The 22,500-nt window shown below is 56.7% G+C and carries 22 protein-coding genes and 1 tRNA gene; 13 read left to right on the top strand and 10 right to left on the bottom strand.

What is annotated here, in order from left to right; genetic code table 11:
- Nucleotides 1–48: 48 nt before the first annotated feature.
- From ACETWG_07335 to ACETWG_07325, 3 genes are all read left to right on the top strand, one after another.
- On the top strand, nucleotides 49–1,050 hold the full coding sequence (locus ACETWG_07335) for a glycosyltransferase family 2 protein (protein ID MFB0516399.1): 1,002 nt from the start codon (nucleotides 49–51) through the stop codon (nucleotides 1,048–1,050).
- A gap of 9 nt (nucleotides 1,051–1,059) precedes the next feature.
- Nucleotides 1,060–2,022 (top strand): hypothetical protein, encoded by a 963-nt coding sequence (locus ACETWG_07330; protein ID MFB0516398.1) that lies wholly within the window; start codon nucleotides 1,060–1,062, stop codon nucleotides 2,020–2,022.
- A 79-nt stretch (nucleotides 2,023–2,101) separates the two neighbouring features.
- Nucleotides 2,102–2,230: a hypothetical protein gene (locus tag ACETWG_07325; protein ID MFB0516397.1), complete on the top strand. Its 129-nt coding sequence runs from the start codon at nucleotides 2,102–2,104 to the stop codon at nucleotides 2,228–2,230.
- Nucleotides 2,231–2,298: 68 nt separating this feature from the next.
- Here ACETWG_07325 and ACETWG_07320 read toward each other — a convergent pair whose 3' ends face one another.
- From ACETWG_07320 to ACETWG_07305, 4 genes are all read right to left on the bottom strand, one after another.
- The gene (locus ACETWG_07320; protein ID MFB0516396.1) at nucleotides 2,299–3,504 is read right to left on the bottom strand and encodes a DUF1343 domain-containing protein; all 1,206 of its coding nucleotides are present in this window, start codon (nucleotides 3,502–3,504) and stop codon (nucleotides 2,299–2,301) included.
- Between the two features lie 41 nt (nucleotides 3,505–3,545).
- On the bottom strand, nucleotides 3,546–4,007 hold the full coding sequence (locus ACETWG_07315; protein MFB0516395.1) for a RidA family protein: 462 nt from the start codon (nucleotides 4,005–4,007) through the stop codon (nucleotides 3,546–3,548).
- 352 nt (nucleotides 4,008–4,359) lie between these two features.
- Entirely contained in the window at nucleotides 4,360–5,667 is a 1,308-nt protein-coding gene (locus tag ACETWG_07310; protein ID MFB0516394.1) for an aminotransferase class V-fold PLP-dependent enzyme, read from the bottom strand.
- A 112-nt stretch (nucleotides 5,668–5,779) separates the two neighbouring features.
- Nucleotides 5,780–6,487: an SGNH/GDSL hydrolase family protein gene (locus ACETWG_07305; GenBank protein ID MFB0516393.1), complete on the bottom strand. Its 708-nt coding sequence runs from the start codon at nucleotides 6,485–6,487 to the stop codon at nucleotides 5,780–5,782.
- A gap of 165 nt (nucleotides 6,488–6,652) precedes the next feature.
- Here ACETWG_07305 and ACETWG_07300 point away from each other — a divergent pair.
- A tRNA-Thr gene (locus tag ACETWG_07300) sits at nucleotides 6,653–6,725 on the top strand.
- 38 nt (nucleotides 6,726–6,763) lie between these two features.
- Nucleotides 6,764–7,078 (top strand): BolA family protein, encoded by a 315-nt coding sequence (locus tag ACETWG_07295; GenBank protein ID MFB0516392.1) that lies wholly within the window; start codon nucleotides 6,764–6,766, stop codon nucleotides 7,076–7,078.
- Nucleotides 7,079–7,081: 3 nt separating this feature from the next.
- Here the strand turns inward: ACETWG_07295 and ACETWG_07290 are convergent, their stop codons facing one another.
- The gene (locus ACETWG_07290; GenBank protein MFB0516391.1) at nucleotides 7,082–7,318 is read right to left on the bottom strand and encodes a CDGSH iron-sulfur domain-containing protein; all 237 of its coding nucleotides are present in this window, start codon (nucleotides 7,316–7,318) and stop codon (nucleotides 7,082–7,084) included.
- 638 nt (nucleotides 7,319–7,956) lie between these two features.
- On the opposite strand from ACETWG_07290, the gene ACETWG_07285 reads away from it, so the two are divergent.
- Nucleotides 7,957–9,774 (top strand): M14 family metallopeptidase, encoded by a 1,818-nt coding sequence (locus ACETWG_07285; protein MFB0516390.1) that lies wholly within the window; start codon nucleotides 7,957–7,959, stop codon nucleotides 9,772–9,774.
- Between the two features lie 157 nt (nucleotides 9,775–9,931).
- Here ACETWG_07285 and ACETWG_07280 read toward each other — a convergent pair whose 3' ends face one another.
- Entirely contained in the window at nucleotides 9,932–10,318 is a 387-nt protein-coding gene (locus ACETWG_07280) for a DoxX family protein (protein ID MFB0516389.1), read from the bottom strand.
- Nucleotides 10,319–10,656: 338 nt separating this feature from the next.
- On the opposite strand from ACETWG_07280, the gene ACETWG_07275 reads away from it, so the two are divergent.
- The 5 genes from ACETWG_07275 (at nucleotide 10,657) to ACETWG_07255 (ending at nucleotide 16,187) form a co-directional block, all read left to right on the top strand.
- A complete protein-coding gene (locus ACETWG_07275) occupies nucleotides 10,657–11,664 on the top strand; it encodes a hypothetical protein (protein MFB0516388.1) in 1,008 nt (335 codons plus the stop codon).
- Nucleotides 11,665–11,684: 20 nt separating this feature from the next.
- On the top strand, nucleotides 11,685–12,929 hold the full coding sequence (locus tag ACETWG_07270; protein ID MFB0516387.1) for an OmpP1/FadL family transporter: 1,245 nt from the start codon (nucleotides 11,685–11,687) through the stop codon (nucleotides 12,927–12,929).
- 79 nt (nucleotides 12,930–13,008) lie between these two features.
- Nucleotides 13,009–13,752 (top strand): hypothetical protein, encoded by a 744-nt coding sequence (locus ACETWG_07265; GenBank protein ID MFB0516386.1) that lies wholly within the window; start codon nucleotides 13,009–13,011, stop codon nucleotides 13,750–13,752.
- A gap of 159 nt (nucleotides 13,753–13,911) precedes the next feature.
- Nucleotides 13,912–15,936 (top strand): M1 family aminopeptidase, encoded by a 2,025-nt coding sequence (locus tag ACETWG_07260; GenBank protein ID MFB0516385.1) that lies wholly within the window; start codon nucleotides 13,912–13,914, stop codon nucleotides 15,934–15,936.
- Between the two features lie 26 nt (nucleotides 15,937–15,962).
- Nucleotides 15,963–16,187 carry a putative signal transducing protein gene (locus ACETWG_07255; protein ID MFB0516384.1) on the top strand — a complete coding sequence of 75 codons (225 nt, stop codon included), beginning with the start codon at nucleotides 15,963–15,965 and terminating at the stop codon, nucleotides 16,185–16,187.
- Between the two features lie 38 nt (nucleotides 16,188–16,225).
- Here the strand turns inward: ACETWG_07255 and ACETWG_07250 are convergent, their stop codons facing one another.
- On the bottom strand, nucleotides 16,226–16,645 hold the full coding sequence (locus ACETWG_07250) for a secondary thiamine-phosphate synthase enzyme YjbQ (protein ID MFB0516383.1): 420 nt from the start codon (nucleotides 16,643–16,645) through the stop codon (nucleotides 16,226–16,228).
- 63 nt (nucleotides 16,646–16,708) lie between these two features.
- On the opposite strand from ACETWG_07250, the gene ACETWG_07245 reads away from it, so the two are divergent.
- Nucleotides 16,709–17,296 (top strand): ACP phosphodiesterase, encoded by a 588-nt coding sequence (locus tag ACETWG_07245; GenBank protein MFB0516382.1) that lies wholly within the window; start codon nucleotides 16,709–16,711, stop codon nucleotides 17,294–17,296.
- Between the two features lie 13 nt (nucleotides 17,297–17,309).
- Here ACETWG_07245 and pip read toward each other — a convergent pair whose 3' ends face one another.
- Nucleotides 17,310–18,254 carry a prolyl aminopeptidase gene (gene pip, locus ACETWG_07240; protein ID MFB0516381.1) on the bottom strand — a complete coding sequence of 315 codons (945 nt, stop codon included), beginning with the start codon at nucleotides 18,252–18,254 and terminating at the stop codon, nucleotides 17,310–17,312.
- Between the two features lie 152 nt (nucleotides 18,255–18,406).
- On the opposite strand from pip, the gene ACETWG_07235 reads away from it, so the two are divergent.
- Nucleotides 18,407–21,427 carry a M1 family metallopeptidase gene (locus tag ACETWG_07235; GenBank protein ID MFB0516380.1) on the top strand — a complete coding sequence of 1,007 codons (3,021 nt, stop codon included), beginning with the start codon at nucleotides 18,407–18,409 and terminating at the stop codon, nucleotides 21,425–21,427.
- A 215-nt stretch (nucleotides 21,428–21,642) separates the two neighbouring features.
- Here the strand turns inward: ACETWG_07235 and ACETWG_07230 are convergent, their stop codons facing one another.
- Together ACETWG_07230 and ACETWG_07225 are read right to left on the bottom strand one after the other, a co-directional pair.
- Nucleotides 21,643–21,861 (bottom strand): hypothetical protein, encoded by a 219-nt coding sequence (locus ACETWG_07230; protein MFB0516379.1) that lies wholly within the window; start codon nucleotides 21,859–21,861, stop codon nucleotides 21,643–21,645.
- 152 nt (nucleotides 21,862–22,013) lie between these two features.
- A complete protein-coding gene (locus tag ACETWG_07225) occupies nucleotides 22,014–22,238 on the bottom strand; it encodes a hypothetical protein (GenBank protein MFB0516378.1) in 225 nt (74 codons plus the stop codon).
- Between the last annotated feature and the right edge of the window lie 262 nt (nucleotides 22,239–22,500).

The raw sequence follows: 22,500 nt of genomic DNA, 5'->3' as shown, positions 1-22,500 counted from the left end.
GCCCGGATCATTCATCGGGCTTCAATACAGGTTGCATCAGGACCGCTCATGCAGGACCACCTTCCGTACGTAACCCTCATTACGCCCATCCACAATGGCGGCCCCCACTACCCGACCTGCTTTGAGGCCCTGAGCCGACTCGAATACCCCTCTGGCAGCCTCGAAATCCACGTCATCGACGACTATTCCACCGACGGTACCAGGGAGTACCTCCAGCGGCAGTCGCCGCCCGACTTCATCCGGCTCCACTTCCCCGAGGCCAACCTGGGACGCGCCCGGGTGCGCAACCTGGCCTTGAGCGATGCCACCGGGGAGGTGGTTATCCTCCTGGATGGTGATATGGAGGTGCAGCCCGATTTCCTGAAGGCCCACGTGGACGAACTGGCCCGGCCAGGGCGTGAAGCGGTGATCGGCCGGGTTGTGCCCGCTTCCTGGCTGACCAGATCGAAACTGAATCGCTACCTGTATGAATACCCCCGTCGTGGGGCCAGGCAGTTCGGCCCCGACGTCCCCATAGGCTTTCAATATCTGCTCACCAACAACCTGGCCCTGAGCCGGCGGGCACTGGAGGCGGGTGGTCCATTAGAAGAGAGTTTCCGCTGTTATGGCGGTGAGGATACCCTCTTCGGTTACCGCCTGGCACGTAAGCTCCCCAACAGCATTTTCTACAGTCCCCAGCCGGTGGCGGTCCATCACCACAACCGGACCCTCCGGCAACACTTGAAAGACTTTGGCGACTATGGGTATCACAACCTGCCCCGGATAATCACCCGTTATCCGGAAATCGCCACCCCTCTGGCCGCCGATTACGCTTGGCCCTTTTCAGGAAATTACTTCCGCCGCCGCCGCAGAGCGGGACGGCTCCTGTTTAACCGGCTGACAAACTCGCTAGCACGGGCCCTGCTGCCTATCACTCCCTTCCCGGCGAGCAGCATCCTCGTGCGTTTCCTGACGGTAAGCAGCGTGGTACGTGGCCTGCGCCGCTATGTGCGCAACCACCCGGTTGAGGCGCAGTCACCTCTGAACCCCTCTATCCCAACCGAGCGTTAAAGGCTCTGCATGGCAGGCCTCTCCGCCTACGACAGTTCAGACTGCTACGCCGCCATAGATCTGGGTACCAACACCTGCCTGTTACTGATAGCCCGCTGGGATGGTACCAGACTAGTACCCCTCGCCCAGGAGCTGCGGACTATCCGTCTGGGAGCCGGGGTCGATAAAACCGGACAACTCTCACAGGAGGCCATATCCCGGGCCGCTCTGGTCTTCAAGGAATACCAGAGGTTGATCGACTCTTACAATTGCCATCGGGTGCGGTGCGTGGCCACCAGCGCCTTCCGGGAAGCCTCCAATAAGGAAGTCCTCCACCGACGCATCAAGGATACAACCGGCTACAGCATCACTGAGCTCAGTGGCCGGGAGGAAGCGGAGCTGGTCCTCCGGGCTGTGCAACATGCCTCTCCCTCTACACAGGGCAGCCGGGCAATCGTAGATGTCGGCGGCGGCAGTACCGAGCTCATCCTGGAAAAGGATAGACAACTGGCCGACTCGGAGAGCCTACCGCTGGGGAGCGTAAGACTTACCGAGCGTTGGCTGCACCACGACCCGCCTTCACCCGAAGAACTAGCGGCCGCGGAGCACAATATTTCGGACATCTTCACCCACTCGAAACTCGCACCACCAGTGGATACTATTGTAGCCGTCGGAGGCACGGCCACAACCCTGGTTGCTATGCACTTGGGACTGGTCACCTACGATCACGACCGCGTTCATGGCGCCACCATGACCGGCTCGACCCTGCAGAAGATCCTGGCCCGCTGCTCGCTTCTGCCACTGGAGAAGCGGCTAAAGCTGCCCGGTCTGCAACCCGGACGGGCCGAGGTGATCATTGCCGGCGGCCTGATCCTTCAGGCCATTATAGCCCACTTCGGCCTGGAAACAGTGACCGTGAGTGACCAGGGGCTTCGCTGGGGTCTGGTGCTGGAGATGGTCGAGCAGGAAAGGCCGACGGCTCAGACCTCATAGTCCACCGCCCGGATCTCGCTGATAACCCCCTAGTACCTGGGGGTAAACCAGGCCGCGTCCCGAAACTTCGGGACCAGAGGTGGATGATCCAGCCCAGGTAAAACAGCCCCATGAATACCGCCAGCCCGAACTGGAAAATGGCCATTCCCAGACGGCCCTGGAGCAGCTGTCCCAATCCCGGGATAACCAGACTGGCAAAAGCCGCTAAAACATTGCCTGCCGAGCCTTGGCCCGGCATATTACGCTCCAGGTCCCGGTATTGGTCGAAGTCTAGGCCTAATCATTCTTAGCCTTAATGGTAACTCTCCCCAACGGCTCAGGATAGATCAAATAAGGCTTGGCCCGCCCAATCCAGATCTGCTCACCCTCCGCCAGCGCTTCCTGGACTGTCCTGAACGATGCACTCCCCTTAAGGTAATTAAGCAGGGTGCTGTCACCAGCCAGGAGCTCGATGGCGGGGCGATCGGAACCCAGCTCGTACGGCCCCTCCCGCCAGGCGAAGTCCTCGCCGGAATACTCCCGGATAAACCGGATGAGCCTTAATGAATGGGCCAGAGAATGGTAGGGCTCACCGGTGAGGTGGATTTGGAAACCGTAACAGACCTGACCAGCGTACTTATGATGGGTTGGCACAAACCGCAGGGGTCGCAGGACCGCCCCTTCGGCTGGGGGTAGATCGCCCTGGCGGTGAATCCGCTTCAGGTAAGGTGCACCGAAGATTTCAAACGGGCGGGTGGTGCCGCGACCCTCACTCAAGTTGGTACCTTCCAGCAGGCACTGGCCGCTATAGACCAGGGGCGTTAACGGACCAGGCATGTTGGGCGATGGCGCTATCTCCCACGTCTCCCTGGGCGGTAAGATCGCCGGCAACTCCCTACCCTCGCCTGAACACGGTATTATTTCCATCTCGAAACGGCTTCCAACCTCATCCTTGAACAACTGGCACAGCTCTCCCAGAGTGAGGCCGTGGCGGTGGGGCAATCCGGACCAGCCCAGTAAGGAGATATAGGCGTCAGGCAATGGGATGCCTTCCACCTGCCGCCCGGCGGGGTTGGGACGATCCACTACATAGACCTTTAGAGCCGCATCATTCGCGGCTAGGGCCGCAAACAGCAGGCCGACCGTGGTCGTGTACGTGAAATACCGGCAGCCTGCGTCCTGCAAGTCAATGACAACAGCGTCCAGGTCGGTCAGGTGCTCTCGACCGACGGTCAATGATGCCTCCGTGCCCCCATATAGCGAAACCACCTCCGCCTCGATGTCCAGGTCGGCATAAATCTTAGTTCCGGCTAGGGGAACCTGATCCTGCCACTCAGCAAAAAGGCCATGTTCCGGCAGAAACAGGCGCTTGAGGGTGCCGCGCGCAGCCAGAGCCTCAAAGATATACTGTCCGCGCTCGAAATCGAAAGCAGTGTGGTTGCACAGCAGCCCTATCCGCCCTTCATACAAGACTTCGTCCTTCAGGTCCAGTAGCGGTGCCATAGCTCCGTCCTTATTGCCCGGGATAAATCTGCGGTCCGGACTTATTTCACAGCCGTCGCCATTACTTCCACCCTGACGTCCCGGGGCAGGCGGACAGCCTGCACTACGGCCCGGGCCGGCGGCCGGTCACCAAAATAGCCCGCGTAGACCGCGTTGAAAGCGCCATACTCATCCAGATCCGCCAGGTAAGCCTGCACCTGGACGACATCGGTCAATGTGTAGCCGGCCGCCTCCAGCACAGCCTGGATGTTGGCCATGACCTGGTGCGTCTCGTTCTCAATACCACCGCTCACGAGTTGGCCAGTACTAGGATCAAGGCCGATTTGCCCGGCCAGGTAGAGCGTACGCCCCGCCCGAACCGCCTGGGAATAGGGCCCGATGGCCGCCGGGGCCTTATCGGTGGCAATAATCTCCCGCTCCAGCATAGGCCAGCCGCATCCTAGTACCAATAGCAGTTGTAATAGCAATACAGGCTTGAACTGCGATTTAGGTTTCGAGTTCATCGTTCAAAATCCCTAGTTACGAGTTACGAGTTTCAAGTTCCAAGTTTGTTCTTACTAACTTCTTACTCCATGTCCCCAGCTGCAGATATGCCTTGCGACCGCGCGGGCATATCGCGCTTCGAGAACTTCAGCGCAACTACTGTTATTCATTTCATGAAAAGCCAAAGATCACCTTGAGCAGCGTGACGGCATCTTTCGCTTGTCGCTCCTCGCCCGCCGCTCTTCTCTTTTCCCTCACTGCGTTCTCTGAGCCCTCTGTGGTTCTTTCAGCCAGCCACAAACACCCATCTCCTCGACAAGCCTTCAGCGTGAGCTCAGGCGAATGCTCAGGGCAAGCCCCTAGTCCCAAGCCTCAAGCTTCGGGCAGTCCTTTCCGGATTACCATCTCCATAATATCAGTGAAGCGATCAATCTCTTCCAAGGTAGTATACACGTTGGGCGTCACTCTAATACCTTCGAACTCCGGATGCTTGATGGGGGTTACGATGATGCGGTACCGCTGCCATAGATAATCCGCCAGCTTCTCAGAATCAACCTCCTTGATCTGCACCGTGGCCAGACCACAGGCGAACTGGGGCTTCAGGCTGGTATGCAGCCGGACGCGGTCATACTTAATCAGGCGCTTGGCCCACCGATCCCGCAAATAGCGCATCCGGGCCTCTTTGTTGGCAGCGCCAATGCCCTGATGGAAGGTAAGGGCATCGGCGATGGCCAGGCAGTTAGCTGCGGGATGGGTCCCGATCTCCTCGAACTTGCGGATATCCTCATCCATGGTCTCCGGCGCCGCCATCATCGGCCACAGACCGGCAATCTTCTCCCGGCGCACATATAGCAGCCCAGTGCCATGAGGGGCGCAAAGCCACTTATGCAGGCTGGTGGCATAATAGTCACAGTCCAAATCTTGGAGCGAAAAGACAAAATGGGCCAGGGCATGCGCCCCATCCACGATCACTGGAATCCCCCGCCTGCGGGCCATGGCCACCACCTCCTTCACCGGCAAAATCTGACCGGTCAGGTTGATCATGTGACACATGAGGATAACCTTGGTCTTGGGACTGATGTGCTCCGCAAACAGGTCCACGATCTCCTGGGGTCTTTCAGCAGGCACTGGGATGGAGAACTGCTTGAGCACGAGCCCCTCCCTGCGCTCCCGCTGCTGGAACGTAGTGATCATGCGCGGGTAGTCCTGGTTTGTGGTGAGGATTTCATCACCGGAGGAAAAGTCAATGCCCAACTGGCAGATTTCCAGTCCCTCAGAGGCGTTGCGGGTGAGCGCCACCTCCTCCGGGTCACAGCCAAACGCCCGCGCCATCCGCTTGCGAACCCCTTCCCGCTGGGGCTCTAGAATCCGCCACATGGTGTACACGGGCGCCGTGTTCGAATAGTCCAGGTAGCGCTTCATGGCATTCTGGACCATGGCCGGAGAGGGACTTACACCACCATTATTCAAATTGACCAGGCTGCGGTCCACTGTATAGGCCTGCTGAATGGGATACCAGTAGCTTTCATCCGCAGCGATCTCTTCCGGCTTGCCCTTGCGTTTGGCTATGGCACCAAGGGCGTCCTTCATCGCGTCAGGGTCCAGGGTAGCCACGGCGAGAACGGCCATGGCGGGCCGGCCAAGGGCCCCCAAAAACTGACGCCGGCTATATAATTGCATGGCAGTCGTCTCCTAACTGTGTTGGGGAGTGAAGTACACGTGAAAGGAACAAGCTTGGAAGGAAAATGGCAAGTGAAAGATGGACGGCCTTATATACTCCCAACAGTCCTCATCATTCCCGCAATTTTTCCCCGAGCGATTGTAGCACTTCCCTGGCAACCAGTCGGTTGCCCGCGCCATTCAGGTGCACCCCATCGTAGGTGAGAATACCGCTCTCCAGATTGGCCGCGTTGTGACGGCGCAGGTATTTCAGAAAAGACTTGCGCAGATCGATCAGGTGCACGTCCATCTCTCGCGCCACCTGGCGGCTGATGGCGGTGTATTCGTCCAGCATACCGTCCAGCGAGTTAGTGCCGTCGTGCCGTTCACCAATGACGGAGGGCGTGCACAGCACCGCCCTGGCTCCAGTACTGGTTATTCGACGGATGATACTTCGCAATCCCGCCTCGTAGCGGTCCCTGGGTGTTCCGCCAACGGCCATAATGGAGTGCCACACGTCATTAATCCCGATATAAATAAAAACGATAGTGGGATGCCTCGCGAGCACGTCCCGGTGAAGGCGCTCCTCAAGATCCGGAACTTTGTCACCACTTATACCGGCACCGATAACCTCAAGACCCAGCTCCCGATGCCGGGCCGCCAGGGTATCACGCACGATGGCCACATACCCTCCCGGCTGCTCCCCGGCTTCGGTTATAGAATCACCCAGAAAGACAATCCGGCCGCCGGGTTCAAAACCTGGCGCCGGAGCCTGACAGGCCGTTGAAACCATAAGCGCTGTTGAAAGGGATAGTAATAGGCACAATCGAAACAAATTCATCACTCAGTTCCTGACTTGATATTTATCGTGATAAGTTAGTTATGAAACCTCAGCATGTGAGTCCTGGCTTGGCGCGTACCACCCAGTTAGCATCGCTGACCCGATTCACCCCCACGACCAGCGAAATTTCATTAACTTTAGTCGCAGAGCCTGGAGCAGGATCAGGCCACCTTAGCTCAGCTGGTAGAGCAGCCGATTCGTAATCGGCAGGTCGACGGTTCGAATCCGCCAGGTGGCTCAATAGCGAATGACGCAATCTAACTTACCCGGCCAGACATGATCAATTCGCATACCGACAAACTCCGACAGCACCTTCAAGACACGCTGTCCCCCAGTCACCTGGAAGTTCAGGACGACTCCCAGCGCTATGTCAGTCGCCCCGAGGCAACGACCCCTGGCAGCAGGCATTTTACCATCTTCATCGTCTCGGAACAGTTCGCGGGAAAGGATCTGGTGGAGCGCCACCGCATGGTCTATGAGGCGATGCATGATCTGTTCAAAACCGAAGTGCACGCCCTGTCCATGAAGACGCTCACGCCAGGTGAGTGGGAACGGATACAGCCAACCCTCCCCACCGAGCAGGCCGACTAGCGCTTATAAACGGGCGTGGGAGCCATCGCAGTAGGGCTTGGTGCCCGAGTGCTTGCACCGGCACAGGGCCACCCGCCGCTCATTATCGATAACAAATTCAACCGGCTCAAAACCCGTGCCCTGATGCGAGCCGTCGCAAAACGGCTGCCCCTTTGACCGGCCACACTGACACCACCGGTAAGTACCTGGTTTCAGGTTCAAAATGGCTGGCTTCTTAAATGCAATTACCGGCTCAGGCATAGCGTTCTCCTCTCACTATCAGACTCGGTTAGCAGTGTCTGGGCTCTGGTACAGGTCCATGTGATATCCGTTCAGGTCACAAAGGACCACCAGTTGCAATAGCGGCTGTACCGCCCATCGGCCACCACCTGTCGGAGGCGATCCACCATCCGACGGGGCAGCCAATTCGTCAGCGGCCGGCCAACCGGCGGGCATGAGTGACAAAAAAGGGATCACCTTCCATAGCCGGCAATTTAACGCCAAACCATTAACGGCACTAGCGACGGGGCAGAGATAGTGGCGTCAACCACTATATAGAGCGGCAGAAGTAATGATGTATAAGGAGTAAATAGGAATTGTTATTCCAGTAAATCAATTGAATAATTTACAGGATATTCACTCTTTCGTATTGGCTACTGCACCTCCATCTCACAGAACAGGCCGGAGCCGTCTTTGCAGACTATAACGCCCTCGCCGGTTGTCCCCTAGTTGATATCGCCGACCAGCCCGTGCCAGGCCTGAAAGCGGAACCACCCGGCGGTCCTCCCAGAAGCGCCCGGCATAGCTGGACAACTGAATCCTGCCAGCGGGCTGGCAACCTCCAGGGCCTCCGCCCTAACTTAGCTCCAAGCAAACTCCACACCCAGAGGAACCAGGTTATGAACACAATCCGCCGCTGGCCATTATTACTGCCACTGTGCCTGCTCACTGCCGCTTGGATGCCTGCCACGGCCCAGGACTGGTCCGCACCCCTGCCTCCGGAACTGCCCTGGGACGGTAAAAGCCAGGAACTCATTGCGGCTGAGAATGATCCGTGGATCACACCCGCGGAGCGCACCGGCCTGACCGCCACCCCCAGCTACGACGAAACGGTCGCCTGGCTGGAGCAGCTGGTGGCTGCCGCGCCGCAGCTCAGCATGGCCTCCCTCGGCCAGTCCTATGAAGGGCGGGACATCTGGATGGTCATTGCCTCCACGGAGCAGGTCTTCACACCGGCGGCCCTGAAAGCCACCGGTAAGCCCATCCTGCTGGCCCAGGCCGGCATCCACCCCGGCGAGATCGACGGCAAGGACGCGGGGCTGATGCTCCTGCGGGACCTGACCGTCAGCGGCACCAAGACCGGGCTATTGAAGGAGACCAATTTCCTCTTCATACCTATCCTCAACCCCGACGGGTACGAACGCTCCTCACCCTACGGCCGCATTAACCAGCGGGGTCCCGAAGTTTCGGGATGGCGCACCAACGCCCGTAACCTGAACCTCAACCGGGACTACAGCAAGCTGGACACTCCCGAAATGCAGGCTCTGGTGCGGGCCATCAATCAGTGGGAGCCGGACCTTTATATCGACATCCACGTGACTGACGGCATCGACTACCAGTACGACATCACCTTCGACTATACCGGACAGCACGGCTATTCACCCGGCATCGCCGCCTGGCTGGACAAACGCCTGACCCCGGCCCTGTACAAGGATTTGGCGGCCATGGGCCATATCCCTGGGCCCCTCATCTTCGCCGTTAACAACCTGGACCCCTCCAAAGGCCTTGCGGCCTGGACCCCCGAGCCCCGCTTCTCCAACGGCTATGGCGACGCCCGCCACCTGCCCACCGTCCTGGTGGAGAACCACTCCCTGAAGCCGTACCGGCAACGCGTGCTCGGCACCTATGTGCTGCTGGAAAGCGCCCTGCGAATCCTGGCCAAATACCAGGCTGCGCTACACCGCGCCACCATCGCCGACCGCACCCGGGCCTCTGAACAGCTCCCCCTGACATGGAAAGCCCCCGATACTCAGCCAGATATGGTGAATTTTCTGGGCATTCAGTTAAAAACAATCCCTTCTGAGATCAGCGGTACCGATCACATCGAGTATACCGGGCAACCAGTAACATTGACAGTACCCCGCATTAAATTCACCGAACCTGATCTATCAGTCACCCGCCCCCGGGCCTATTGGATACCATCTGCCTGGCCCGAGGTGATTCAGCGCCTGAAACTCCACGGCATCTACGTGGAGACCATTTCCGAGCCCCGCGAGGTGGAGGTGGAGCTCTACCGGCTCAGCGAGGTCGAACTGGCCAGGCGGCCCTACGAGGGGCACGTGCCGGTAACGGCTGCCGCTACCGCCGAGCGTTGTTTGGTGACTTTCCCGGCCGGCTCGGTGCGCGTGCCCACAGACCAGCCCCTGGGTGACCTGGCCATCCTGCTCCTGGAACCGCGCTCGCCGGACTCCTTCTTCCAATGGGGCTTCTTCCTCGAAGTCCTCCAGCACACCGAATACGTCGAGGACTACGTCATGGAACCGCTGGCGCGGCGCATGCTGGACCGTGACCCGGCACTGAAGGAAGCCTTCAAACAGCAGCTGGCCCAGGACGCCGAATTCGCCGCCAACCCCCGGGCACGGCTCCAGTGGTTCTACGAACGCACGCCGTATTATGATCAACAGTGGCGGCTATATCCCGTGGGACGGGAGCCTTGAACGACCTTAGTAGTTTTCATCACAGCGCCCGCCCGGTTGTAGTCTGATTTCGTCCTACGGCTGCGATCTGATTCGTGCGCGCAGTGCGTCGGCTGGAACCGCTGGGTAGGCGGCGTCTCTAACGAAGACGTTGCTTCTCAATTTGGGCTTTTATTGCCTAACCTATGCTGAAAGGCCAAGGCTGTGGTACTGCCAAGAACATTAAGGCAGAACCCATTAGCGCCATGTTCTTGGTGAAGTTTACCATCTCGCCCATCTTTATCATCTGGTCTTCCACTTTCCAGAAGGCATGCATTATGAATGTGATAGGCAAGAAGAACAATACTAAGGCCGCGACACCAATGGTAGGCTGGAAGCCAGTAATAATGCTCAGGCCACCAATGAGCAGTAGCACACCAGATACGAGGGCTGCCAGTTTTGGCGCGGGCACTCCCTTGGATTGGGCGAAACCGCTTAGGGTATTCAACTGAAAAAAGTGATTGCTGGCATTAAATAGGTATAAGATACCGACAATTATTCGACCGATTAGAAATGCGATTTCCATTTATGCTTCTCCTTTTCTACTGATATATGGTTGGGATTACGTGTCATTCTGACACGAGACGCCTAACTACCATTTATGAAGAAGATCATTAACACCTGAACCTATGATATGCTCCTCTTACCACGTCGATATTACCTATCGAGGCCCGAAGCATCAAATATAAATTGACGTATGTTCATTGGATCAAAGGGTTTATCTCGTTCCGTAGCAGGACCTACCCCGCCGATACGACCATCAGGGCTGGGAACCAACCGACCCTGCCAGCCGTTAGCATATTAGAGCGGAAAAGGTTGTAACCGCGATAGCCAGCACCTACATTTAGGCAGGAGGTGATTCTAATGGCTGCACGCGCATCATTCCGGTTGACGTTCCTCCTCTTGAGCGGGATTCTACTGGTCGGGTGTGCCAGTTTCACCCGGCTATCCGACGATCCCTATTTTGCCGGTTACCATCGGAGTGACCCGTCCCGGGGCCTGACCGCAGCCATCACCGATCGCGAAGCGCTCGCCCCAACAGCACCAATCCCTGAAACCCAACCTCCACCTGATCAGCCAGGGAAAATCGAGGAACCCGGCGACGTGGATTATACCTACCAGGATTGGTATCGGGACCGCTATCGAGAAGACGATACCCACATTAGCGTCAACCTCCTGTATCACCTCAACGGCCCCTATTATTATCGCGACTGGCAGACCCGCTACTGGATGCAATACCAACGCCGCTGGAACCGGCTGCCTATGTACGCCAGCCCCTGGTGGTTCGACGATCTGTGGTGGGATTACCCTTACTGGGGCACCGGGTATCCATACGGGGATTACGGCTACAATCGCTACAGCTGGTGGTATGATCCCTGGTATGATTGGTACTACGACCCCTGGTACTACGATCCCTACTGGGATTATGGGTACCCTTATTCCTACTATGGCGGGTATAGCTCGTATCCCTGGTATGGAACTCCCATTACTGTATCCGCGCCGACAAAAGCCACCCAGCGGCGCCCCCGAAACCGGCGCGATCTGCCTACCGGGTTGAGTCCCGAACTGACTCCCGACTCAGAACTTAGTGGCGACATGACCAAGACCGTCGCCTCACAGACCGGTCAAACCCAATCCCAGAGCACCTCCACCGGCGCAACCGAGCAGGCCTCCCAACAGCAACCTGAGAGCAGTCGCGCTGTATCCGACCAGACCGCCCGGTCCTCCGATCGACAGGGAAGCTATACCACCGGCGGAACAACAACCAGATCATCACCGGGTGTCAGCCGAACATCCCAATCTGCGCCTAGATCTAGCAGCAAAGCCAGCAGGAGCACCAAAACTTCCCGTACTCGCGACCGGCAGCCTTAGGCTTTCGTCCACTATTCACGATGGCAATCCCAAAAATTCAACTCCCTCGCAGGATTGTATCGTTAATCTTCGTCACTACCGCTCTGCTGAACGGGCAGATTGATCTTGACGCCGTACGTCCCTTCACTGGCCTCGGGGGACCGGGAAGCCGGGCCCTTGGCATGGGACAGGCCTTCACTGGCATCGCTGACGACCTCACCGCCCTGTTCTACAATCCCGCCGGACTGGCTCACATCACCAAAAGAGAAATCAACCTGGGATTTACTTACCTGACCGCCACGACGGACGTCAGGAGCCCGGGAAACACCAGCACTGCCACCATCACGGCAACCAGACTCGGCAACGCCGGGGTAGCCCTGCCCCTCCCCAACTCGAAACTGACCATAGCTATTGGCTATAATCAGGCCCGGGCATTCGAGCGCCAGTTGGAACAAACCTATCCCCGTGATGCTGCATCCACCATACATGAAGTATTGACTGAAGAGGGACGGATTGGCTACTGGAGTTTAGGCGTCGGCTACCAGGTGTCCACCCAGCTGGCTCTGGGGGGTGCGTTTGATATCCTCGCCGGCAAAAATGTCTACACTGACAATAATACTTACTATACCGGAGCGACGGTCGCCTCCAGCGACTATCTCCTTGTCGAGCCGGAATACATTGGTGTAGGATTGAGCCTCGGGATACTCCTCGCGCCCTTGCCACCCTGGCGGATCGGGCTGCTCCTGCGCTCACCACAATGGGTCAGTGTCAGCGAAACATCTTATGACAGTTACATCGGCTTCGAAGAGGAGCGCGACTATAAGATCCGCGGTTCCTACTGCCTGCGGGTAGGCTCATCCCTCACTGTAGGCCCGCTTCTCCTTAGCGGTGATCTAGCATGGTTCGATTACTCCCAGATTCGGTTCGAGTCAGACCTGGTTGATGTTATCGACTCCATTGAGGTCCCAATCGACATCTCCATCAACGATACCCTCCGTACGCAATACGCCAATCTCCCAGGCTATGCCGCTGGGGCCGAATTTCTCCTGCCAATGATCAATATCAAACTCAGGGGCGGATACCGCTACGATCCCCCCCTCTACCGGAAGCCCTTTCCCCAGGTACCCCAACACACCCTTAATCTGGGTCTGAGCGTTGTACCCGTCCCGCAGATCAAAATCGACACCGCCCTCAGTCTCACCACCTGGGAGCGAAGCTTGGACACAAACATCGAAGAAGAGTCCGGTGCCGTTAATATCACGGTAAACTTCGTGTATCGTTTCTGAACGTGACTTTACCGAAAAGGTACCGAAGCCGCTTCTCATCATCTTTCCCGACAGCATTCCATCATAAGGAGTCAGCATTATGAAAAACGAACGACTCGGATTAAGGGTTGTAATCCTGATTATTTGTTTTGTGGGTATGGGCTCCTTTCTTCAGGCCCAGGAAAGGACGTTCCTTCTCGGGTTGAAAGGGGGCCCGTTTGCTCCCCTGCATACCCTTCTTCAGGGCTACAGTACCGTCGGTTATAATGCCGAAGGGTCCCCGGCCAGTCTGCATGCAACCGGCTTTGGTCCGGGAATGGAATTTGGGTTGATCGGCGGATACAGCCGGAGTGGTCAGAGTGCGCTTTTGCTGGAGGTTGGTGGCCGACTTCAGCGGCTGGATCACCGGATGAGCCTGGCGCCGGATGGATTGTGGGAGGAATATTTCCATCAAATGACGGCCGGCAGTGTGAAGTTGAGCCGAATTCACGGACTTCTGCCTTCCGGGATCATGAGATCCTCTTCCGGCGGCGTATCCGTGCAGCCGTATTTCGGTATGGGTTTTGGTATGAACCTGATGCGTTGGGAGACACGACGTGATATTGAGAACGGATCACCCAACTGGTACAAGGGAGAGTTTATTGTGCCGGATTTTCACTTTTTGCTCGGATTTTACCGGCCGGTCTATTTTGATCTGATGCTGGTTGGCGAATTCAGGTACAGTTTCATGCCCGGAAAAGCGAGAATAGAAGACCAGAATTCTCATACCGAGTTGGAGTACCTGGACATGAACTTTGGCGGTTTCAGTATGGAACTGGGCCTGGCATTCCGGACTCACCGCTAGCGCATCAGTGATCCCAAGCCGGTTCCATTTTCGGGCCAACGCTCCTCATTAAGCGAGCTGCAGTTATGCTTTGGGATCAAGGCAGGAAGTGGCGTAATCTATGGCGGCGCGCTTGACCAGGGATAAAGAAACAGTAGTTTTACTAGAGTGGATCGTCGTATGAGACCGCGACCTGTGCTTCCTATCCTGGGCCTCATTAGCCTACTCTCGTGTGGCAATGTATGGGCGCAACAGGTGTTGCCGACCCGTGAAGAGCTTTTAGAGATGCGGCGGTTGGAAATCAACGCCCGGCAGGCTGCACTCGAGCGCCAGCGACTGCTGAAAGCCACCAAGCTCTCCCCAGCACAACAGAACTACGACGTCACCTACTACCGGATCAACCTCGATATCGATACTACCACCAAGCAGATATCCGGGACAGTTACGATGACGGCCAGGGCAAAAGTCGATGATTTCACGTCGGTGGAACTGGACCTGGCAGGCAACATGTCGGTGGATGCGGTTGGCGGCGATGCCGCCGGTTACACCCGCGCAGGTGATCTTCTGGTCGTGGAATTATCCCAGCCGGTTTCGAACGACGAGTACTTCAATGTGAGCACAACCTATCACGGCCAGCCAGCCAAGAGCGGCTTCGGCGCCTTCGGTTTTGATTATCACGAAGAGGAGCCCATTATCTGGTCCTTGAGCGAACCCTATGGCGCCCGGGCCTGGTGGCCCTGCAAGGATGCCCCCAGCGATAAGGCCGATTCGGTGGATATGATCGTGACCGTGCCGGGAGGACTGATCGTGGCCTCCAATGGTATGCTGGTCAGCGAGGTCTGTCTTGACAGCGGCTGCACGTTCCATTGGCAGGAGCGCTACCCCATCACTACCTATCTGGTCTCCCTGGCCATAACCAACTACGCCACCTACTCGGAGTGGTTCCACTACACTGCCGGCGACTCCATGGAGATCCAGTACTACATCTATCCCGAGGATCTCGAGCAGGCCCGGAACGAATTCACGGAAACCCTCGACATGCTGGCCTATTTTCACGAGATCTTCGGGCCGTATCCCTTTCTGACGGAGAAATACGGCATTGCTCAGTTTGCTTGGGGTGGGGGTATGGAGCATCAAACTATCACCAGCCAGGGCCGTTTCAGGCTTATCCTGACTGTGCATGAGCTCGCTCACCAGTGGTGGGGCGACAAGATCACCAACGCCAACTGGCACGAAATCTGGCTGAATGAAGGCTTCGCCTCCTACGCCGAAGCGCTGTACTTCGAGCATAGCCTGGGCACAGATTACTACCACGAATATATGAGCATGATGGACCGGGATTACCTTTATCCCATCTACGTGGATGATACCACCTCCGTCTCGCGCATTTTCGATATCACGGTGTACGACAAGGCCGGTTGGTTCCTGCACATGCTGCGCCATATTGTCGGAGATTCGACCTTCTTCGACATTCTGCTGGCCTACTCGAACGATCCCCGCTTCGCCTACAGCAATGCCACCACCGGCGGCTTCCAGGATGTCTGCGAAACGGTTTCGGACCAGGATCTCGACTGGTTCTTCCAGCCGTGGATCTATGAAGCCGGCCGCCCTGAGTACAAGGTCGTATGGGGTGCAGGAACTACTAATGGCCTGGAGCTGATTTCCATTCGCATCGATCAGGTCCAGTATCCCGAAAAAGCCCTTTTCCCTATGCCTATCGATATCGCTATTGATATGACTGGCGCTGACACTATCATAACCGTATTCAATAACGCCCCCACCGATCAATATTACTTCAATCTCCCGGCCCCGCCCCTGGCTGTGACGCTGGATCCTGAAGGCTGGATCCTCAAGAAAATTGATACCCTGATGGTGGAACCCTGGGTCCCGATTTACTACGCCTTATACCAGAACGTGCCCAATCCTTTCAATACGGCTACGAGTATCGCAACCTCCATACCCTACGAATTACCCCTAAACTCGGATGTAAAACTCGTGATTTACGACCTTTTGGGACGCAAAGTAACCAGTATGAGGGCACTTGATTGCGGACCCGGACGACATGAGTTTATCTGGAGGGGTATCGATCACCGCGGCATACCGGTTGCCAGCGGGATCTACCTGTACCGCATTGAAATGAGTGAGCTGGGATCAGGCAGCCGTATTAGATTTAGCCAGACGCGGAAGATGGTCTTGCTTAGATAACCGCTAGAACCGGAAATAAACCTACCATGACGGAATATATCTGCATCAAAACCTATCCTGATCGTCAGCGAGCGCAGATTGACAAAGCCTTCCTCGAATCCCACGGCATAGCGGCTGTGATCCATGCCGATGACCTGGGGGGCATGGCACCGGGCCTCGCTTTCGGCAGCAAGGGCGTGCGCCTTCTGGTAGCCGAAGACCAGGCCGAAGAAGCTCTGGCTTTGCTGAATGCCAGGCCGGAGACGGAATAACCGCGCCAACACCACCCCGGCCGTTTGACACCCACTTCCTACTCCCCGACAATCTTGATCAGCGCCCGCTTCCGGCGCCGCCCATCGAACTCCCCGTAGAAGATCTGCTCCCACGGACCGAAGTCCAGCCGGCCCTCGCTGATGGCCACCACCACCTCCCGGCCCATGACCTGCCGCTTGTGATGGGCATCGCCGTTGTCTTCTCCCGTGCGGTTATGGTCATAGCGGGACAGGGGCTCGTGGGGGGCCAGCTCCTCCAGCCAGCGCTTGTAGTCCCGGTGCAGGCCCGGCTCGTCGTCATTGATGAACACCGAGGCCGTGATGTGCATGGCGTTCACCAGGCACAGCCCTTCCTGCACGCCGCTTTCCCGCACCGCCGTCGCTACCTGGGGCGTGATATTGACAAAGTCCATCCGGGCCAGGACGTTGAACCACAGCTCCTTGCGATAGGATTTCATAATACGATCTCCTCTGATGTAAGTTAGCAGCCAAACTTAACCCGATCTCTCGACCTTATACGCATGAACTACCTGGCCCATCTGTACCTGGCTGATGATACCGCCGAATCGCTCGTGGGCAGCCTCCTGGGAGACTTCGTCAAAGGAGACGACTACAACGGCTATAGCGAGGGCGTCCGACGGGCCATCCTTATCCATCGCAAAATCGACACCTTCACCGATGCGCACCCCCTTCACAAGCAGAGTAAGGCTCGCCTCAACCGGAAATTCCGCCATACCAGGGGTATCCTGGTCGACCTGTTCTACGATCATTTTTTGGCCCGGAACTGGGCTGAATACGCTGGCGAACCCCTCCCGGAATTTACCAGGCGGGTATATTACGTTCTGGATAAGCATGTGGAGCTAATGCCGCCACGCCTGCAGCGGATGCTGCCCGCTATGATCACGGATAACTGGCTGCTGTCATACCGCGATCTGACCAATATCGGGCACGCGCTGCGCGGGCTATCCCACCGACTGGGCTGTGACAACGAATTGGCCCAGGGACTGGAAGAGCTCCGAAGAAATTACTCTAGCCTGGAAAACGACTTCCGGGCCTTTTTCCCCGAGCTGGTTGACTACGTTGCTTCGCTGAAAGGGATCATTCGCTAGCAGCCGCTGCTATCTAGGTCTCTGCAAAGCGGTCCGTGGCCTCGATAAGCTTGTCTACAATTCCGGGCTCAGTAATGGAATGACCGGCGTCCGGTACCACGTGCAGTTCAGCCTCGGGCCAGGCTCGATGCAACTCCCAGGCGCTGGTCAGCGGACAGACCATGTCGTAGCGCCCCTGCACAATCACACACGGGATATGATGGATTTTAGGCACATCCCGGAGGAGCTGGTCCTTTTCCAGAAAGGCGTGGTTGATGAAGTAATGGCATTCGATGCGGGCAAAGGCCAGGCTGAACTCGTCCTCACCGAATCTCGCTGCCAGGCTTTCGTCGAAGTATAACTTGCTGGTGGACCCTTCCCAGACGCTCCAGGCCCGGGCCGCCTCTAAACGCACCTGCGGGTCTTCGCTGGTCAGACGCCGGTAGTAGGCCCGGAGCAGGTCGCCCCGCTCCTCCAGTGGAATAGGCGCCAGGTACTGCTCCCAGTAGTCCGGGAATACCCGGCTGGCCCCATCCTGATAAAACCACTGAATCTCCTCCTCCCGGCACAGGAAAATGCCCCGCAGGATAAGTCCGGTCACCCGCTCGGGGTGGGCTTGGCTGTAGGCCAGCCCTAGAGTGCTGCCCCATGAGCCTCCGAATACCAACCACCGCTCTACCCCGGCGTTTTCCCGCACCCGCTCCATATCGGCGATAAGGTGCTGAGTGGTATTCTCCCGCAGCTCCGCGTGGGGCGTGCTCTTGCCTGACCCTCGCTGGTCTACCAGAATCACCCGGTACTGCTCGGGATTGAAATATCTTCGGTAAATCGTCTCGATCCCCCCGCCAGGACCCCCGTGGACAAATAACACCGGCTTCCCTCCGGAGTTGCCGCACTCCTCGTAGTGAATGGTGTGAATATCGGAAACCTTAAGGAACTCCTCCTGGTAGGGCTCAATAGGTGGATACAACTCACGCATGGTTAACCTTTATATTTGACACTGGATAAAGGGCAGGGTCAGCCTGAAAAAGCTGATAACTTCCAGCCGCAGGTGCAATAAATTGATGGCTGAGTCAGTAGCATAATAATCTTGCCGGTACACGTAATCAATTTATCCAGCAGGAGGCCCTCATGCTTTACCTTCTTCGGAAGTGCTATCTTTTACTTGGAACACTGCTCCTCACAAACTGGATCCTGGCCCAAACCCTCACACGCCCCAGCGACTACTTCCAGCAGGAGGTGGCCTACCGCATTGACGTTACCCTCAACGATGAAGACCACACGCTGTCGGTCTTCCTCTCGCTAGATTATATTAACAACTCGCCCGATACCCTAAACTTTATCTGGTTCCACCTGTGGCCCAATGCCTACCGGAGCAATGAGACGGCTTTTGCCAGGCAGGAATTCGAGCAGGGCAGCACCAGATTTTACTTCGCCAAGGACAAAGACCGGGGCTATATCGACAGCCTGGACTTCCGTTCAGGCGACAATGCACTCAAGTGGGAATATCACCACGCTTGGATCGACGTAGCCAAAGTCTACCTGGCCCATCCTTTAGCTCCCGGGGACACGGTAACTATAGAAACACCCTTTTTAGTCAAGATCCCCAATATTTTCAGCCGCCTCGGCCACACTGATAACCACTATGAGATCACCCAATGGTATCCCAAGCCGGCGGTGTATGACCGGGACGGCTGGCATGCCATGCCTTACCTGGACATGGGGGAATTCTACAGCGAATTCGGCACCTTCGACGTGCACATCACCCTGCCCAGAGAATACGTGGTTATGGCGACGGGTGATCTCCCACAGGGCGATCCCGATTACGAGTTCCTGGACAGCCTGGTCGCGGTTACCGCCGAGTACTATGCCCTGAAAAAAGACGACGGCAAACCTGACAAAAGTGCCCGCAAGAAGTGGCTTAAAAAGTTCGATAAGCGGGAGTTCACTGCGCCGGGTGATGGACCCACCAAGACCCTGCACTTTCACCAGGAAAAGGTTCACGATTTCGCCTGGTTCGCCGACAAGCGCTATATGGTGCAGAAGGGTACCCTGTGGGTGGAGGATTCCACGAGGGCCGTCACGGTCTGGTGCCTGCACCGCTCCAATTTCGCTGACCTATGGGAAGAATCCCTTGAATATGCCCACGACGCCGCCTACTGGTACGGCCAGTGGTACGGGACCTATCCCTATAACCACGTGTCGGCCGTATCCGGGGACATGGCGGCCGGCGGCGGCATGGAGTACCCCAACATCACGGTCATTTCCATGGGCGGCACCAAGGAAACCCTGGAAGACGTGATTATGCACGAGGTAGGCCACAACTGGCATTACGGCATCTTCGGCTACAACGAGCGGCTGCACCCCTGGCTGGATGAAGGTCTGACCGTCTATTCGGAAATCCGGTACTGGTACGCCAAGTACGGTGAAAAAACGGGTGGGCTATTCTCCATGGGCCTGATCCCCGAGAGATTGACCAGGATCATGAAGAATCCCTACACCAAGCGGCACTTCCAACAATTCGTCGCCAACTTTACCGTGGGCACACACGATGACCAGCCCATGGAAGGTCATTCCTCCGGTTTTGAGCCCACCAACTACGGTACCGTGGTGTATTACAAGAGCAGCGTGGTGTTCGATTTTCTGGAGCACTACCTGGGCCCGGAGCGCAACCAGGCCGCCTGGGACGCGTTCACCCGAATCTGGTCCTTCGCTCATCCCGGACCGGAAGACCTGCGGGCCGCTTTCGAAACCATCTCCGGGGAAGACCTTTCCTGGTTCTTCGACGATATCGTCAAGACCAACCGGCGCCTGGATTACGGCGTGAGCCGGATGGTAGCCAGCAAGGATGTGGTGCAGGTCACAATAACTAATTACGGTGAGATCGAGGCACCGGTAGAAGTGGCCACCCTGGATCGGGAGGGAGCGGTGCTGGAAAGTCGCTGGCTGCCCGGATTCTCCGGCTCCAGAACAATCACCTTCGATAGCGAAGCCGTACACTCCGCCACCACCGATCCCGGCGGCTACTCGCCGGATGTGGACCACTCCAACGACTACCTGCCCCTCATTCGCCTGGCAGATATCTACCTGCACAAGCCAGCGCTACGGTTCCTGCTCAGCGCACCGGAACCAGGCCGCTCCCAGCTGTATTTTATTCCTATGCTTTCCTACTGCACCTATAGTGGTCTGCTGCCCGGCACGATCTTTTATGGCGGGGTACTGCCACCATCGAAGAACCACCTCACCGGCAGCCTTTTCTACAGCCTCAAGCAGAAACGCCTGGCTGGCGGCACCGGGCTGGCCATCAACCGCTACCGCCTGTGGGGAACCGATAAGCTGACCGGGAAAGTCAATTACGCCAGCTATCCGGATTACAGTATGGCACAGTTGGATTTGGACGCCATTTTCCGGGAAAGGGCGGTCAGCTCCCCCGCCCTACAATTGGGCATGGCACTGGCATGGCAGCAGCTGACGGAGGGCGCCCTTGATAACACCCTCTGGGATACCGGCACTTTCATCAGCGCCGCCCTGAATACCAGGTACTGGAATCACACCCACGCCTTGCTACGCTGGGACCTAGCGGGACAAGCCCATATGGTATCAGGAAGCGCCGACGAGCTCGAATCGGATCTAAAAGCCACCATCCTGCAGGGCACCGCCAAGGCTTCCTACCGCTATGCCCGCCAGGGCCGGTTGTATCTGCGCGGCTGGCTGGGACACACCCTCACCGACAAAGACCTTATCCCCAACCAGTACCGCTTCTGGCTCAGCGGCGGACTGGATACCGATTTCAGTAACCCGCTGGCCTTCAACCGGACAGGATCGGGCACCTTCAGGGTCTATCATCAGTTTTATATCCCCGACGAGGGTCCGGCTATCCGGGCCCTGAACACCGAAGTCCCCGGGATTACTGCCTGGGCCCTGAACCTCGACGTTACCAGCAAATATCCGCTGGCGTTGTTTGCCGATATCGCCGGCACCAACAACGGTGACGATGAATCCTGGCAGACATATACAGATGCGGGTATCATTTGGAGCCTGGGACCCATCAAGTTTATCGTCCCTTTGTGGCACAGCTGGGAACCCGAGATCGGCGAGGCCCCTTATGAAGGCTGGCGGATCGGCCTGTCGCTTCCCTCTATCAGCCTGTGAGCGGGGCGGAAGGCAGAATATTATAGCTCCACTATGCCCGCTCGGTGGGGTGGGGGTGAAGCTGAGGATATAAAAACACGTCCCGCCTGACCCGGAAGATAAAAAAGGCCCCACACGGGGCCTTTTTAGTCATTGACAATCAATGCCCGCTCCCGGCCACAAATAATGGTCTCCTTCCCCGATAACAGGGAAAGGGCCGGAATTTGCTGGGCAGCTTACTTCTTATAGATCAATACAAAGAGCAATAAAGCAATCAGGCCGACCACGCCGTTTTCAGCGAAGGTGGCCACAATGTCGCTAACATTATCAATCACAAATCCTGTTCTAAACAGAACGTCGATCAGTAAGAACACCACAATTAGTGACAGTCCCAGGTCAATCAAGACCTTGAGCCAGCTAATGAAAGTGTCGATTATATCTTTAAACGTTGCCATCGTTATCCCTCCATTTTTGGCAAGAGTAGACCACCGCTTTCAGAATCTCCGAGCAAACAAGCTCCTCTCTCCTTAGGATGAGAGGAAGGCGATTCAAGAAAAGTATGATTCGCCCCCTTGCAAAGGGGGCGAATGCCGTATCTTAAGAAACGCTACTTCTGATAGATTGCCAGGAAAAATAACAGGGCAATCAGGCCAACCACACCATTCTCAACAAAAACGTTTACCAGGCCGGTCACGTTGTCAACAATACCTATTGGCTGGCCAGGGAACAGAATATCGATAACCAGGAATACCACGGCCAAGGCCAATCCAAACTCAACTAAGGCCTTTAGCCATGATACCAGGGTATCAATCCAATCCTGTATAGCTGCCATGCTGTACCCTCCTATTATGCAGGTTGGTGTCGGTTATACTCTACCTTTTACCTTGGTAGAATAATGTGTAAGTGCCCCAAGTTTCCAAGGTGAGCTTCCAAAACTGTAGCTACCATCTACTAATATAATGCCCGGTGAGGCCATATAGAAGTTTAGAGGGTTTGGCGTAGTAAGTACTGGCGCTTTTACCCACTTGCCCTCAATACTAATTATAAGCTATTTCTAAGATAATAGTCAAGTATACTGTAAAGTTCGTTCGACA

The organism is Candidatus Neomarinimicrobiota bacterium (assembly GCA_041862535.1).
Classification (GTDB): domain Bacteria; phylum Fidelibacterota; class Marinisomatia; order SCGC-AAA003-L08; family TS1B11.
Note: the sequence above shows the minus strand (reverse complement) of the source record. Positions and strands in the feature narration are given on the sequence as shown.